Below are 14701 nucleotides of genomic sequence, written 5' to 3' on the forward strand. Positions count from 1 at the left end.
AGATTTGACGCGCGGTGTTGTAAGGCCCGGTATGCACAGAAGGATTTGACGTGAGCGGACTCGAGACTGCAATCCGAAATGCGCTGGAGCGCTCCGACAGGACCAACGCCGAGACGCGGGCGCGCATCTATCAATCCGCGCGCCAGGCGCTCGAAACCGGGCTGCAGAAGCAGGGGATCGAGGACCAGAACGTCGTCGCCCAGCAGCGCCATCGGCTGGAAGCGGTCATCCACGCGATCGAGACCGAGGAGCGCGCAGCCCTGAAGGCGCGCCCGGCGCCGGCCCCGTCTGTCAGCCTCGATGATGCTGTCGCACCGCGCGCTGCGGCAGCGGCAAGGTCCGAACCGCAGCCGTCCGCGCCTTCCGATGGCCGCCGCGAGCCGGCTTTTGCCGGCCAGACTCCGCGCGACGGACAGAATGACGGTGGACTTGGTGGCCTTCGTGCCGACCGCGACGGCCCTGTCGTTTCGACGGCTGCGGCCGGCGAGGTTGCGGCCAGGCAGTCGAATGAAGGCAGGGGAGCGGTCGCGCCGGAATTGCGCGCAACCGATGGCCGCAAGCGTCGACGCAAGCGTGGGAGCCTGCTGTCGCTTGCCATGGTCGTCGCAACGCTGTTGGCTGCGGTCGTCGCCGCCGTCTGGTGGGTCGAGACCAACAATCTTCTTCAGTCGCCGGCCGCGCGCGACACCAATGTCGCCAATCCGCCGGCAACCGTGGCGTCACAGGATTTCGACGGGGCTGCCGGTCTGCCGACGCTCGGCGCCCAGGAAGGCTTCACCGGCGATTGGGTCGAGGTGTACACGCCCGGCAAGACAGGGGCGATCACGCCCGGCCCGCAGGCGACTGCCGAGCCTGTCAATGACGACGGCGGCCAGCGCATCCTGCTGACCTCTGGCGATGCCGATGCGGACGGCGACGTGACCATCGAGATTCCTGCGGCGATCCTGGCCGAACTTTCGGGCAAGACGTCGACGCTGGCGCTGACGGTACAGGCCACACCCGGCAAGTCGACGGAGTTCGCGGTGGAGTGCAACTTCTCTTCGCTCGGTGAGTGCGGCCGACACCGTTTCACCCTGCATGATGAGCGGGTCGACATGCTGTTCAAGGTGACGTTCGACCGAGGCCTCGCGCCAAGCGCTGCCGGGCAGATCGTCATCAACAGCGACATCAGCGGCGGCGGCAAGGGCTTGAACCTTTACGCCATCCGCGTCCTGCCGGGCCAATAAGCCTGCACGAAAGGCCGGCTCGCCGGCTTCGGCTATTTCAGGAAGCCGGGGCCTGAACCGACGATCTTGTCGTCGATCTCGCCGATTGCGTCCTTGTCCTTGCCCTCGTAATCGAGCTTGGACAGGATGTGGCGAATGAGATTGATCCGTTCGCGTCGTTTGTCGTTGCCCCGCACGATTGTCCACGGCGCATGGTCGGTGTGGGTCGCCTTCAGCATCTGGTCGCGCTTCTCGGTGTAGTCGTCCCATTTGTTGAGTGCTGCGATATCCATCGGCGACAGCTTCCAGATCTTCAACGGATCATGGCGACGGTCGTGAAAGCGCTTGAGCTGCATTTCGCGGCCGATATCGATCCAGAATTTGAACAATTGAATGCCCTCGTGCACGATCATCTTCTCGAAGCGCGGCACCTGCTTGAGAAATTGTTCGTGCTGCTCTGGCGTGCAGAAGCCCATGACCGGCTCGACGCCGGCGCGGTTGTACCAGGAGCGGTCGTAGAGCACGAGTTCGCCCGCTGTCGGCATGGTCGCGATGTAGCGCTGGAAGTACCATTGCCCACGCTCGGTCTCGGTCGGCTTCGTCAAGGCGACCACGCGGGCCCAGCGGGGATTAAGGTTGCTGCTGGTGGCATGGATGGCGCCGCCCTTGCCGGCCGCGTCCCGGCCCTCGAACAGCGCGATGATGCGCTTGCCGGTCGCCTGCTGCCAGAGCTGCAGCTTGACCAGTTCGATCTGAAGCGTTTCCAGCGTCTTCAGGTAGTCGTCGTCGTCGTCGAGCTTCTTCTTGTAGGGAAAGCCGCCGGAGGCAAAGGCCGCCTCGTCGATCCACTTCGGCAATTCCGGGTTGTCGACGTCGAAGAGCCGCTTCTTGCCGCCGATATCGAGCTCCACCGCCCGGCTTTCGGCCTTCGTTGCCGCCTGCGTTGACGCCATGTGGTCTTCCTCCAGCCCGAGCGATTTCCTGTGAGGAGGCCACAATTGCATTGCGGATTCAAGCGCGTCGTGAAAATCATGTCATGAAGCGTCGTTATCTCTCGACCATTTGAGGCCGGGAGGAAGACCAAAGTGATTCATGAGGATATGGTGCTGGACGGTTCCAAGGCGTTCTGGCGGACGCTCGTGCCGCGGTTGAAGGCGGAGCGCTGGCTGCTCGGCCTGACGGCGCTGCTGGCAGTCCTTGCGACCATTGCTGGCATTCATTTTCTCGCTGTCCTGCCGTTCTGGATCGTGCTTGCCGCCGCCCTGCTCAACCGCAGTGCGCCCTCGGCGCTGCCAAAGGCCGCAAAAGCGGCCAAGGTGGCAGCCGTGACGGGTGGCGCCAGCGACGCGCTGATCCCGGCCTTGAACGCGCTCGATATGCCGGTTCTGGTCGTGGCGGTCGATGAAACCGTCGTCTTCCAGAATATCGCGGCCGAAAAGGCTTTCGGCACCATTCCGCCCAACAGCTATCTCGCAGCCCGCGTCCGTTCGCCCGGCATTCTCGATATGGTTCGCGAGACGATCGCGACCGGCAAGATCAACCAGATCGAACACACCGAGCGTCTGCCGTCCGATGCGGTCTACGTGGTCAGGGTGGCGCCCGCCGAAATCGGCGGCGACGGTCCGTGGAGCCGGGTCTTCCTGCTCACCTACCGCGACATCTCGCAGGCCCGCCGCATCGATCGCATGCGCTCGGATTTCGTTGCGAATGCCAGCCACGAGCTACGCACGCCGCTGGCATCGTTGCGCGGCTTCATCGAGACGATGCAAGGCCCGGCGCGCAACGATCTGAAGGCGCAGGAAAAGTTCTTCGGCATCATGCACGAGCAGGCGACGCGTATGAGCCGGCTTGTCGACGACCTCCTGTCCTTGTCGCGGCTGGAGCTGAAATCCCACATCGCACCTGACGATACGATCGACCTGCGCCCGCTGCTCGGCCATGTCCGTGACAGTCTTGCGCCGCTTGCGAGCGATCTCGACGTGACGATCACGCTGACGATGCCGGATAGTCCCGTTGTCGTTCAGGGGGACCGCGACGAGCTGACCGAGGTGTTCGAGAACCTGATCGAGAACGCCTGCAAATACGGCCAGGAAGGCAAGAAGGTCGATGTCGAGCTTTCCGGCGGCGAAGGCGGGCAGGCCGAGGTCGTCGTCAGAGACTATGGCCCCGGCATTCCCGCCGAACATGTGCCGCGCATCACCGAGCGGTTCTACCGCGTCAATGTCGAGGCGAGCCGCTCGAAAAAGGGCACCGGTCTCGGCCTTGCGATCGTCAAGCACATCCTGACCCGCCATCGTGCGCGGCTCCTGATCCACTCGGAGCTGGGCAAGGGCACGGTGTTTACCGTGCGTTTTTGACATATTGGCGCTGGATAACGTTGCGCTGTTCATTTTTCATTATGATTTTCAATGACATGAGCTGTCATAAATGTTTCGCGAAACTGACATAAAAGGTGTGGCTATCGGCGGCTAGTTAGGGGCAGCCGATCAGACGGCGAAGAGCGCTGCAACGCTTGGCGCACTCAACACAAGCCCATTCCGGGAGAACTTTTATGAAAGCTCTTAAACTCACTGTCGCGGCGCTCGTCGCATCCGCCGCGTTCGCTGGCGTGGCTGTCGCGCGCGATCAGGTTCAGGTCGCCGGCTCCTCGACGGTTCTTCCCTACGCAAAGATCGTCGCCGAGACGTTCGGCGAGACCTTCCCGGACTTCAAGACCCCGGTTGTTGAATCCGGCGGCTCCTCGGCTGGCCTGAAGGAATTCTGCAAGGGCGTCGGCCCTGACACCATCGACATCGCCAACTCCTCGCGCAAGATCAAGGACAGCGAAGTCGAGGCCTGCAAGGCCGCCGGCGTCACCGAAATCCAGGAAATCCAGATCGGTTACGACGGTATCGTTTTCGCAACCGACGCCGGCAATGCCGACCTCGCTCTGAAGCCCGTCGATCTCTACAAGGGTCTGGCTGCTGAAGTCGTCGTCGACGGCAAGCTCGTCGCCAACCCCTACAAGAAGTGGTCTGAAGTCAACGCCGCTCTGCCGGACGCCGATATCGCCGCCTTCATCCCGGGCGAAAAGCACGGCACGCGCGAAGTCTTCGAAGAGAAGATCCTGGCTGCAGGCTGCAAGGAAGCCGGCGCCCTCGACGTCATCAAGGCTGCCGTTGCCGATGAAAAGCAGCAGCACAGCAAGTGCGTCGCAGTCCGCAAGGACGGCCTGGCTGTCGACATCGACGGCGATTACACCGAAACGCTGGCGCGTATCGCCGCCAACAAGAACGGCATCGGCGTCTTCGGCCTGTCTTTCTATGAAAACAACGCCGACAAGCTGAAGGTCGCCACCGTCAACGGCATCGTTCCGTCGACCGAAACGATCGCTTCCGGCGAATACCCGGTTTCGCGCCCGCTCTACTTCTACGTCAAGAAGGCGCACCTCGGCGTTATCCCGGGCCTCAAGGAATATGTTGAGTTCTTCCTCGACGATCAGATGATCGGCCCGGAAAGCCCGCTTGCCGAATACGGCCTCGTCGCTGCTCCGGATGCCGAGCGCGAAGAGATCCGCAAGGCTTTCGCAGCCGGCAACATGCTCTGATACTGACAAGCCCCGGCGCGACATTGCTCGCGCCGGGGCATGCCTCCATCCGAACTGCCGGCAGCGCCTTGAGCGCCACGCCGCGGAGACGTGCCGATGAGTACTTCATTTCTTCTTTTGCTCATTGTTTTAATTGGCTTTATTTCTTATTTTGCGGGCCGTGCGCGCTCCTTCGCGCAGGCTGGCGGCAAGCTCTCCAATCTGCATTCCTTGCCCGGCTATCATGGCAGTTACGTTGCGATCTGGGCGATCCTCCCGGCAGCCCTGGTGCTCGGTGCCTGGCTCGTCGCTGCACCTGTCTATATCGACTCCAGCACCCGGGCGGTGTTGCCAGAAACGGTGCAGGCGCAGGGTGGCGCGACTGTCGAACTGGCACTTGGCCAGGTCAAGTCGGTTGCCGGTGGACTGAGGCGGCTGACGGCCGAAGAAGTTTCCGCGCTTGAAAGCGGTTCGGCCAATCTTCGCTCCACGCTTGCTGCCAAGGGCGTGGCCCTGGCGGGTGAGGGTGAGCCCTACATGATCACTGCTGCCCAGCATTTCAACGCGATGACCGTCACCAATCGCTGGCTGATGAGCGCGGTCGTGCTGCTGATCGCCATTGCCGGCGGCGTTTATGCCATCCGCAACATCGCCACCCGTTTCCGCGCTCGCAATCAGGTCGAGCGCGTCATGCTCGGCGCACTGGTCGTCGCCTCGTCGATCGCCATCCTGACCACGGTCGGCATCATCGCTTCGATGCTGTCGGAAGCGGGCCGCTTCTTCACCATGGTTTCGCCCTTCGAGTTCTTCTTCGGCACCGTCTGGGACCCGCGGTTTGCGGCTGCAGGCAGTGGCGGCGCCTCCGGCCAGTTCGGCCTGATCCCGCTGCTCGCCGGCACGCTCTACATCGCCTTCGTCGCCATGCTCTTCGCGGTGCCGATCGGTCTTTTCGCAGCCATCTACATGGCGGAATATGCAAGCCCGCGCCTACGTTCGACGGCAAAGCCGCTGCTGGAAGTGTTGGCGGGCATCCCGACCATCGTCTACGGTTTCTTCGCACTCGTGACCGTCGGCCCGTTCCTGCGCGATATTTCCGCCCAGCTGAACGGTCTGGTTACCGGCAACTATCAGAACTTCATCCAGGCACAGAGCGTGCTGACCGCCGGCATCGTCATGGGCATCATGCTGATCCCGTTCGTTTCCTCGCTGTCGGACGACATCATCACCCAGGTGCCGCGGGCGCTGCGTGACGGATCGCTCGGTCTCGGTGCCACCCGTTCCGAAACGGTCAAGAAGGTCATCCTTCCCGCAGCACTTCCGGGCATCGTCGGCGCTCTGCTGTTGACCGCCTCGCGTGCCGTCGGCGAAACGATGATCGTGGTGCTGGCCGCCGGTGTCGCCGCCCGCATGCAGATCAATCCCTTCGAGCCGATGACGACGGTGACGGTCAAGATCGTCAACCAGTTGACGGGCGACCTTGAGTTCACCTCGCCGCAGACGCTCGTCGCGTTTGCGCTCGGTATCACGCTCTTCGTCATCACGCTCGGCCTCAACATTTATGCGCTCTACATCGTGCGCAAATATCGGGAACAGTACGAATGACCGACATCGCTTCCCCGGCCGTCCGGATCTCCACCCGTCCCGCATCCGCAAAGCGCGATATCGGCATCAAGCGCCGCTACGCCGCCGAGCGTCGGTTCCGTGCCTATGGCATCGGCGCCATAAGCCTCGGTCTATTCTTCCTCGCCCTGCTGCTGTGGACCGTGTTCTCCAACGGCTACACCGCGTTCCAGCAGACGACGATCACGCTGCCGATCGAATTCACCGAAAAGGTCATCGACCCCAAGGGTGAGCGTACGACCGACGGCAAGGTGCTGATGACCGCCAACTATCCGCTCCTGGTGCGCGATGCGCTGATCAAGCAGCTCGGCATCGACGCAAGCAAGCGTCCGCTGGTCAAGCAGGCGACCGACATGGTCTCGGCGAGTTCCCGCACGCTGTTGCGCGACATCGTCGTCGCCGACCCCACGGTCATCGGCAAGACCATACCGGTGACGTTGCTCGCAGAAGCCAATGTCGACTCCGCCTTCAAGGGGCAGATCGACCTGGCGGTCGACCAGAGCAAGCGCAAGGTCAAGGACCAGCAGGTCACCTGGATGAACGAGCTGGCCAGCGCCGGCGTCCTGAAGAAGAGCTTCAACACCGGCATCTTCACCTTCGGTGCGTCCAGCCGTCCGGAAGCCGCCGGTGTGGGTGTTGCCGCTCTGGGCTCTCTCTACATGATGCTGATCGTGCTGGTGCTGTCGCTGCCGATCGGTGTCGCCGCCTCGATCTATCTCGAAGAGTTTGCGCCTAAGAACAGGCTGACCGACCTGATCGAGGTCAACATCAACAATCTCGCTGCCGTGCCATCGATCGTCTACGGTCTCCTCGGTCTGGCAGTCTTCATCAACTTTGCCGGCATGCCGCGGTCTGCGGCGGTCGTCGGCGGTCTGGTGCTGACGCTAATGACGCTGCCGACGATCATCATCGCCACCCGCGCGGCGTTGAAGGCGGTGCCACCGTCGATCCGCTCGGCAGCTCTCGGTCTCGGTGCGTCGAAGATGCAGACCATCTTCCATCACGTGCTTCCGCTGGCGATGCCTGGCATTCTGACCGGCACGATCATCGGCCTTGCCCACGCGCTTGGCGAAACCGCGCCGCTGCTGTTGATCGGCATGGTCGCCTTCGTCGTCGACTATCCCGGCTCGCCGATGGAACCGTCAACGGCCCTGCCAGTGCAGATCTACATGTGGGCCAACGAAGCGGAACGCGCCTTCGTCGAGCGCACATCCGGTGCAATCATCATTCTACTCATCTTCCTCGTCGTCATGAACCTTGGCGCCATTCTGTTGCGACGTCGCTTTGAGCGCCGTTGGTAGTGAGGTAATTACTATGAACATCATGTCAGAAGCAGCAGTCGAAAAAGCCTTGGATCAGAAAATGAACACCGTGCCCTACAAGATGATCGGCAAGGATGTGTCGGTCTATTACGGCGAGAAGCGCGCGCTTTTCGACGTCAATCTCAACATCCGCGAGAACACGGTGACCGCGCTGATCGGCCCGTCGGGCTGCGGCAAGTCGACCTTCCTGCGCACGCTGAACCGCATGAACGACACCATCGAGAACTGCCGCGTCACCGGCAAGATCACGCTCGATGAAGACGATATCTACGATCCGACGATCGACGTCGTCGAACTGCGCGCCCGCGTCGGCATGGTGTTCCAGAAGCCGAACCCGTTCCCGAAGTCGATCTACGACAACGTCGCCTACGGCCCGCGCATCCACGGGCTTGCCCGCACCAAGTCGGAGTTCGACGATGTCGTTGAAACCAGCCTGCAGAAGGCTGGCTTGTGGAACGAGGTGAAGGACCGCCTGCAGGAGCCCGGCACCGGGCTTTCCGGCGGCCAGCAGCAGCGTCTGTGCATCGCGCGCGCCGTTGCCGTCAGCCCGGAAGTGATCCTGATGGACGAACCGTGCTCGGCGCTCGACCCGATCGCGACGGCCAAGGTCGAGGAGCTGATCCACGAACTGCGCACAAACTTCACCATCGTCATCGTCACCCACTCGATGCAGCAGGCAGCGCGCGTTTCACAGCGCACCGCCATGTTCCACCTCGGCAATCTTGTCGAGGAGAACGATACCGACAAGATGTTCACCAATCCGGATGACCAGCGTACCCAGGACTACATCATGGGCCGCTTCGGCTGATCGCCGAAGCTCGCCTTCACCCCGTTTCCTGAACGCGCCCGCAAGGATCACAGATTATGTCCATGCACATAATGTCCGCCTATGACGAAGAACTGAAATACCTGACACGCCGCATCTCCGAGATGGGCGGCATTGCCGAGCAGATGGTGGGCGAATCCGTCCGCGCGCTGGTCAATTCCGACCTCGCCTTGGCGCAGAAGGTGATCTCTGACGATACCATCCTGGATGAAGCCGAGCGCCAGATCGGCGAAAAGGCGATCATCACCATTGCCAAGCGTCAGCCGGTGGCTGCCGACCTGCGCGAGATCATGGGGTCGATCCGCATCGCCTCCGATCTGGAGCGCGTCGGCGACCTCGGCAAGAACAACGCCAAGCGCGTCATCGCCGTTGCCGGCTCCGGCATCCCGCGCAAGCTGGCACGCGGTCTTGAACACCTGGCAGAGCTTGCCCTCGTGCAGCTCAAGGAAGTCCTCGACGTCTACGCCTCCCGCTCGCCGGAGAAGGCCAACAGCATCCGCGAGCGCGACGAGGAGATCGATGCGATCTACACCTCGCTGTTCCGCGAGCTGCTCACCTACATGATGGAAGATCCGCGCAACATCACGCCCTGCACGCATCTTCTGTTCTGCGCCAAGAACATCGAGCGCATCGGCGACCACGCCACCAACATCGCCGAGACGATCTATTACATGGCGACGGGCGCCCAGCCGGAAGGCGAACGTCCGAAGGACGACAATACGTCGACGCTGGGTGCCGTAAAGGACTAAGCCCGGATACGTTCGAGTGCCTGCTTATGAACCTGCTCCGGTCGCAGCCCTGGTTGCGGCCCTGCTTTGCTGCGTCTGTAGCCCTGCGTTTTCTAGCGTGCCTTTGAAAACGCCCGGGATGCTCCAGATGCTATATGTTCGAGCATCTCACTGCGTTCGATCGAACACGGGATGCTCTGGGTAAGGAGACGTTACCTGATGTTGCCGAAAATCGCCGTTGTCGAAGACGAGGAGGCGCTGAGCGTGCTCTTGCGCTATAACCTCGAAGCCGAGGGTTTCGATGTCGATACGATCCTGCGTGGGGATGAGGCCGAGATCCGTCTGCAGGAGCGCCTGCCGGATCTCTTGATCCTCGACTGGATGCTGCCGGGTGTTTCCGGCATCGAGCTTTGCCGACGCCTTCGCCAGCGCCCGGAGACCGAGCGCCTGCCGATCATCATGTTGACGGCGCGGGGCGAGGAGAGCGAGCGGGTTCGCGGCCTTGCCACAGGTGCCGACGACTATGTGGTCAAGCCGTTCTCGACCCCTGAGTTGATGGCCCGCGTCAAGGCGATGCTGCGGCGTGCCAAGCCCGAAGTTCTGTCTACGCTGCTGCGCTGCGGCGATATTGAACTCGACCGCGAAACCCACCGGGTGCATCGCCGCACGCGCGAGGTCCGCCTCGGTCCGACGGAATTCCGCCTGCTCGAATTTCTGATGTCCTCTCCGGGTCGGGTTTTCTCGCGGTCGCAGCTTCTCGACGGCGTCTGGGGCCACGATATCTATGTCGACGAGCGTACCGTCGATGTGCATGTCGGCCGCCTGCGCAAGGCGCTGAATTTTTCGAGCATGCCGGATGTCATCCGCACCGTTCGCGGTGCCGGCTACTCGCTCGAGAGCTGAGCCATTCATCCAATAAAAAAGGGGCCGCGCGGCCCCTTTTTTATGTGTTGTCTTCGAAGCCTTAGCGAGCGCGGCGGCGCTCGGCGGACGGCTGGTAGGCAAGCCGCGCATGGAAAGTGCAATAGGGCGAAGCTTCCGGAGAGTCGTTGCCGCAGAAGTGGAACTCTTCCTTCAGCGGGTCGCCGATCGGCCACTTGCAGGTGCGCTCCGTCAGCTGCGTCAGCTCAAGGCGGCGCGACATCGGCACGACCACATCCGTCCGAACGCTGAAATCCTGTTCGGCAACGAAATCGACTTCGACCTCTTCCTTGAGAACGGTGGCGCCAGCCGGGCGGGTAACCGTGCGGGTGGTGACGCGCGAAGCGTAGTTCGGAGCGCGCGGCGCCGAGGTGGCCGGGCGCTGCTTCGGCCGGGTCGCGGCGGCTGTGCCGCCAGCCTTGGCCCTGCCGGGCAGGCTCAGCCGGTGAACCTTGCCGATGACCGCATTGCGGCTGACGCCGCCAAGCTGTGCCGCGATCTGGCTCGCGCTCAGGCCCTCGGACCAAAGCTTCTTCAGTTTTTCCACCCGCTCGTCAGTCCAGTTCATTTCTGCACTCTCCGTTCTCAGCGTTGGCGATGACAGAATCCCTCACCACGCTCCGGACAGGCTCCGGAGCTGCAACGCGATAACACTTTTGGTGACTAGGTCCGCCGCATGCGTCTAGTAATTGAACGTTAACCTACTGACCGGCGGACTCCGTGGCAAGAGTCCGCGGAATCACGCCGAATCGATTTCTTGGTTTTCCCCAACTTGCTCGGTGGGCGTTGTATTTTTGCAAGCCCTGCCGGGTGATTTTTTCGTCGCATGGATGAGCCCGGTCCGACGGCACTGCAAGGCTTGGTTTTGTTGACATTGCGCTGCGAAATAGGAATAGTGCCTGCGCCGCCGCAAGGCGGCATTTTTAATTTTCTGCCGCGCTTAACAGGGCGCGGATCGATGCTGATAGCAATGAAGGAGAGGCTCGCCATGACTGCAACCACGCCGCTTTACGACACCTACATGCGTGCGCCGTTGCGTTTCGAGCGAGGAGAGGGTGTCTGGCTGATTGCGGAAGACGGCACGCGCTATCTCGACTTCGCCGCCGGTGTCGCCGTCAACTCGCTTGGCCATGCGCATCCGCATCTGGTCGAGGCACTGAAGGCGCAGGCCGAGAAGGTCTGGCATCTGTCGAACCTCTACGAGGTTCCCGGCCAGGAGAGCCTCGCACGCCGGCTGGCGGCAGTGACTTTCGCTGATCGTGTCTTCTTCACCAATTCCGGTGCTGAAGCGCTTGAATGCGCGATCAAGACCGCTCGCCGCTACCATTATGCCAAGGGCAATCCGGAGAAGTTCCACGTTATCACCTTCGAGGGTGCCTTCCACGGACGCACGATCGCCACCATCGCCGCCGGCGGTCAGCAGAAGTACATCGAAGGATTTGGTCCCAAGGCCCCAGGCTTCTATCAGGTGCCCTTCGGCGACATCGCAGCGGTCAAGGATGCGATCACCGACGAGACGGCGGCGATCCTGATCGAGCCGATCCAGGGCGAGGGCGGCATCCGCCCGGTCACCAAGGAGTTCATGCAGGAACTGCGGGCCCTTTGCGACGAATACGGCCTGTTGTTGATCCTCGACGAGGTCCAGACCGGCGTCGGCCGGACCGGTAAGCTTTTCGCCTATGAATGGGCTGGCATCCACCCGGATATCGTCGCTGTCGCCAAAGGCATCGGCGGCGGCTTTCCGCTCGGCGCGTGCCTCGCGACGGAAGAGGCAGCTGCCGGCATGGTCGCCGGTACACACGGTTCGACCTATGGCGGCAACCCACTTGCCATGGCGGTCGGTAACGCCGTGCTCGACGTCATCCTGGCCGACGGTTTCATGGAGCATGTCCGCGACGTCGCCCTGGTCTTCCGCCAGGGGCTCGCGTCGCTCAAAGATCGTTTCCCCGATGTGATCGAGGATATCCGCGGCGACGGGCTGATGCTCGGCATCAAGGTCAAGGGGCCTTCGGCGGATCTCCTGAAGGCAATCCGTGCCGAGAAGCTGCTGGCCGTTCCGGCCGGCGAGAACGTGCTGCGCCTGCTGCCGCCGCTGACCGTGACGGCCGAAGAAGCGCGCGAGGGTCTGGCGCGCATCGAACGCGCAGCTGAAGCGGTGAGAAGCGCGAGCGGCACTGCCGCAGCCTAATTTTTGAACCCGGAGATCGGCAGCGATTTTCCTAAGGGTCCATGCGTGAACCCGAGGCGTTGAAGCGTTTTTTAGTCTTCGGCCCCGGCCGCGCTTCAGGGCCATTCTGAGGACAGGAATTGACTACGATGGCAGGCACAAGACACTTCATCGATCTTTCGGCCATGACGGCAGCGGATCTCAGGACGATCATTGACGACGCGCGCGTGCGAAAGACGGCGACCAAGGCCGGAACCGCCGAAAAGCCGCTCGCCGGCAAGATGCTGGCGATGATCTTCGAAAAGCCGTCCACCCGTACCCGCGTTTCCTTCGATGTCGGCATGCGCCAGCTCGGCGGCGAGACCCTGTTTCTCTCTGGCACCGAGATGCAGCTCGGCCGCGCCGAGACCATCGGCGACACCGCCAAGGTGCTGTCGCGCTACGTCGACGCGATCATGATCCGCACAACCGATCACCGCCGGCTTCTCGAACTTGCCGAACACGCGACCGTGCCTGTCATCAATGGCCTGACCGACGACACGCATCCCTGCCAGATCATGGCCGACATCATGACCTTCGAGGAGCATCGCGGACCGGTGAAGGGCAAGACCATCGCCTGGACCGGTGACGGCAACAATGTGCTGCATTCGCTGATCGAGGGCTCGGCCCGCTTCGGCTACCGTATGAACATGGCGGTGCCGCTCGGCTCCGAGCCGCATGACAAGATCCTCAACTGGGCGCGCAACAACGGCGGCGAGATCCTGCTGTGCCACGAGGCCGAACAAGCCGTTGCCGGCGCCCACTGCGTCGTCACCGATACCTGGATCTCGATGAACCAGGAGCATCGCGCCCGCGGCCACAACGTCTTCCAGCCCTTCCAGGTCAACGAGGCGTTGATGAAACACGCCTCGTCGGACGCCCTGTTCATGCACTGCCTGCCGGCACATCGCGGCGAGGAGGTGACCGACGAGGTCATCGACGGCCCCCAGTCGGTGGTGTTCGACGAGGCGGAGAACCGGCTGCATGCGCAGAAGTCGATCATCGCCTGGTGCATGGGGCTCGTCTGACCGGCGAGAGCGCCCCTTGAAATTTGCCGCATGCGACCCGATTTAGGCCGCATGCGGGACGTTCCTGGGTCGAAACCACGGACGCACCCCGACGACAGGCAGGGCATGACGGGCCGGAAAATGGCACATGCCTGCTGGACAAATCCGTTTATGGCGGGATCAAATAGGATGACGGGCAGGCTGCGCCGGGGGATGTTCATGTCCTTTGCGCGGCCTTCTCTGGTTACGTAAGGAGCAGCAGATGACTGAGATGGCACCCGGACTTGGCGAATTCGATTTTGCCGGTGACGATCATGTCGTGCCTTTCCAGGTGGAAGGCCTCGATGTTCGCGGCCGCGCGGTCCAGCTCGGCCCGATGCTCGATGCGATCCTTGAGCGCCACAACTATCCGCTTCCGGTCGCCCGGCTCGTCGCCGAGACCGTGGTGCTGACTGTGCTGCTCGGCACGTCGCTGAAGTTCGACGGCAAGCTCATCGTCCAGACGAAGAGCGACGGTCCCGTCGATCTCGTGGTCGCCGATTTTGCCACGCCCGACAAGGTGCGCGCCTATGCCCGCTTCAACGAGGAAGCGCTTGCCGATGCCTTGAAGGACGGGCGCACGCAGTCGCACGAACTGCTCGGCAAGGGCATTCTCGCCTTCACCATCGACCAGGGCGCCCATACCCAGCGCTACCAGGGTATCGTCGCGCTCGATGGCGCCACGCTCGAGGAAATTGCCGGCGTGTATTTCCGCCAGTCGGAGCAGATCCCGACCAAGGTGCGCCTCGGCGTCGCAGAGTTGCTCGACCGCGACGAGAACGGCAAGCCGCGCCATCGCTGGCGTGCCGGCGGCATGGTTGCGCAGTTTCTGCCGGATGCACCGGACCGCATGCGCCAGCCGGATCTTTCGGGCGGCGACGGTGACGACAACGACGATCTCTTCGACGAGGACGATCTGTGGGCGGAAGCCAAGGTCATGGTCGAGACGATCGATGCCGACGAACTGACCGATCCGATGGTCGGCACGGAGCGCCTTCTCTATCGGCTGTTCCACGAACGCGGCGTTCGCGTCTATCAGCCGCAGGCCGTCTATGATCGCTGCAGCTGCTCGCGCGAAAAGATCCGTTCGGTACTGACCGGGCTGCATGCCGACGACATCGAGAGCACGATCGAGGACGGCTTGATCAAGGTGACGTGCGAGTTTTGCTCGACCACCTATCGCTTCGAGGCGAGCGAAGTCCGCCAGCAGTAAGGCCAGAGCATTTTCAGGAAAAGTGCGAAGCGGTTTTCCGTTCGGAAAT

At 62.4% G+C, this 14701-nt stretch carries 13 protein-coding genes; 11 read left to right on the forward strand and 2 right to left on the reverse strand.

What is annotated here, in order from left to right; all coding sequences use genetic code 11:
• Window positions 1-50: 50 nt before the first annotated feature.
• The gene (locus AC1Q80_RS02230) at window positions 51-1226 is read left to right on the forward strand and encodes a biotin transporter BioY (RefSeq protein ID WP_492359525.1); all 1176 of its coding nucleotides are present in this window, start codon (window positions 51-53) and stop codon (window positions 1224-1226) included.
• A 32-nt stretch (window positions 1227-1258) separates the two neighbouring features.
• Here the strand turns inward: AC1Q80_RS02230 and ppk2 are convergent, their stop codons facing one another.
• Window positions 1259-2158: a polyphosphate kinase 2 gene (ppk2, locus tag AC1Q80_RS02235; protein ID WP_492359526.1), complete on the reverse strand. Its 900-nt coding sequence runs from the start codon at window positions 2156-2158 to the stop codon at window positions 1259-1261.
• A gap of 147 nt (window positions 2159-2305) precedes the next feature.
• On the opposite strand from ppk2, the gene phoR reads away from it, so the two are divergent.
• The 7 genes from phoR (at window position 2306) to phoB (ending at window position 10169) form a co-directional block, all read left to right on the forward strand.
• Complete coding sequence (phoR, locus tag AC1Q80_RS02240; RefSeq protein ID WP_210264429.1) at window positions 2306-3562, forward strand: phosphate regulon sensor histidine kinase PhoR; 1257 nt, start codon at window positions 2306-2308, stop codon at window positions 3560-3562.
• A gap of 194 nt (window positions 3563-3756) precedes the next feature.
• A complete protein-coding gene (locus AC1Q80_RS02245; RefSeq protein WP_173418899.1) occupies window positions 3757-4791 on the forward strand; it encodes a substrate-binding domain-containing protein in 1035 nt (344 codons plus the stop codon).
• A gap of 96 nt (window positions 4792-4887) precedes the next feature.
• Window positions 4888-6372, forward strand: coding sequence for a phosphate ABC transporter permease subunit PstC (gene pstC, locus AC1Q80_RS02250; RefSeq protein ID WP_492359527.1), 1485 nt, complete (start codon window positions 4888-4890; stop codon window positions 6370-6372).
• Window positions 6369-7691: a phosphate ABC transporter permease PstA gene (pstA, locus tag AC1Q80_RS02255; RefSeq protein WP_209787701.1), complete on the forward strand. Its 1323-nt coding sequence runs from the start codon at window positions 6369-6371 to the stop codon at window positions 7689-7691. The genes pstC and pstA overlap by 4 nt, the downstream gene beginning before the upstream one ends.
• Window positions 7692-7704: 13 nt before the next feature.
• Window positions 7705-8520 carry a phosphate ABC transporter ATP-binding protein PstB gene (gene pstB, locus AC1Q80_RS02260; RefSeq protein ID WP_115418563.1) on the forward strand — a complete coding sequence of 272 codons (816 nt, stop codon included), beginning with the start codon at window positions 7705-7707 and terminating at the stop codon, window positions 8518-8520.
• A 53-nt stretch (window positions 8521-8573) separates the two neighbouring features.
• Window positions 8574-9287, forward strand: a complete 714-nt coding sequence (gene phoU, locus AC1Q80_RS02265) for a phosphate signaling complex protein PhoU (protein WP_112809004.1) — start codon at window positions 8574-8576, stop codon at window positions 9285-9287.
• Between the two features lie 198 nt (window positions 9288-9485).
• Entirely contained in the window at window positions 9486-10169 is a 684-nt protein-coding gene (gene phoB / locus AC1Q80_RS02270) for a phosphate regulon transcriptional regulator PhoB (RefSeq protein ID WP_025425800.1), read from the forward strand.
• A 61-nt stretch (window positions 10170-10230) separates the two neighbouring features.
• On the opposite strand, the gene AC1Q80_RS02275 is transcribed toward phoB, so the two are convergent.
• Window positions 10231-10755, reverse strand: a complete 525-nt coding sequence (locus AC1Q80_RS02275; protein WP_173418902.1) for a GcrA family cell cycle regulator — start codon at window positions 10753-10755, stop codon at window positions 10231-10233.
• Between the two features lie 420 nt (window positions 10756-11175).
• On the opposite strand from AC1Q80_RS02275, the gene AC1Q80_RS02280 reads away from it, so the two are divergent.
• From AC1Q80_RS02280 to AC1Q80_RS02290, 3 genes are all read left to right on the forward strand, one after another.
• A complete protein-coding gene (locus AC1Q80_RS02280) occupies window positions 11176-12375 on the forward strand; it encodes an aspartate aminotransferase family protein (protein ID WP_173418903.1) in 1200 nt (399 codons plus the stop codon).
• Between the two features lie 128 nt (window positions 12376-12503).
• Window positions 12504-13421, forward strand: a complete 918-nt coding sequence (gene argF / locus AC1Q80_RS02285; protein ID WP_209787698.1) for an ornithine carbamoyltransferase — start codon at window positions 12504-12506, stop codon at window positions 13419-13421.
• Window positions 13422-13662: 241 nt separating this feature from the next.
• Window positions 13663-14652 carry an Hsp33 family molecular chaperone gene (locus AC1Q80_RS02290; RefSeq protein WP_173418905.1) on the forward strand — a complete coding sequence of 330 codons (990 nt, stop codon included), beginning with the start codon at window positions 13663-13665 and terminating at the stop codon, window positions 14650-14652.
• Window positions 14653-14701: the final 49 nt, after the last annotated feature.

Source organism: Ensifer sp. GW823-FHT05D09 (assembly GCF_058795755.1).

Bases quoted from the DNA above. Each gene is read 5' to 3' on its own strand.
- ppk2 (WP_492359526.1), bottom strand. From the start codon at position 2,158: ATGGCGTCAACGCAGGCGGCAACGAAGGCCGAAAGCCGGGCGGTGGAG.
- pstA (WP_209787701.1), top strand. From the start codon at position 6,369: ATGACCGACATCGCTTCCCCGGCCGTCCGGATCTCCACCCGTCCCGCA.
- phoB (WP_025425800.1), top strand. From the start codon at position 9,486: ATGTTGCCGAAAATCGCCGTTGTCGAAGACGAGGAGGCGCTGAGCGTG.
- AC1Q80_RS02275 (WP_173418902.1), bottom strand. From the start codon at position 10,755: ATGAACTGGACTGACGAGCGGGTGGAAAAACTGAAGAAGCTTTGGTCC.
- AC1Q80_RS02280 (WP_173418903.1), top strand. From the start codon at position 11,176: ATGACTGCAACCACGCCGCTTTACGACACCTACATGCGTGCGCCGTTG.
- argF (WP_209787698.1), top strand. From the start codon at position 12,504: ATGGCAGGCACAAGACACTTCATCGATCTTTCGGCCATGACGGCAGCG.
- pstC (WP_492359527.1), top strand. From the start codon at position 4,888: ATGAGTACTTCATTTCTTCTTTTGCTCATTGTTTTAATTGGCTTTATT.
- pstB (WP_115418563.1), top strand. From the start codon at position 7,705: ATGAACATCATGTCAGAAGCAGCAGTCGAAAAAGCCTTGGATCAGAAA.
- AC1Q80_RS02245 (WP_173418899.1), top strand. From the start codon at position 3,757: ATGAAAGCTCTTAAACTCACTGTCGCGGCGCTCGTCGCATCCGCCGCG.
- AC1Q80_RS02290 (WP_173418905.1), top strand. From the start codon at position 13,663: ATGACTGAGATGGCACCCGGACTTGGCGAATTCGATTTTGCCGGTGAC.
- phoR (WP_210264429.1), top strand. From the start codon at position 2,306: ATGGTGCTGGACGGTTCCAAGGCGTTCTGGCGGACGCTCGTGCCGCGG.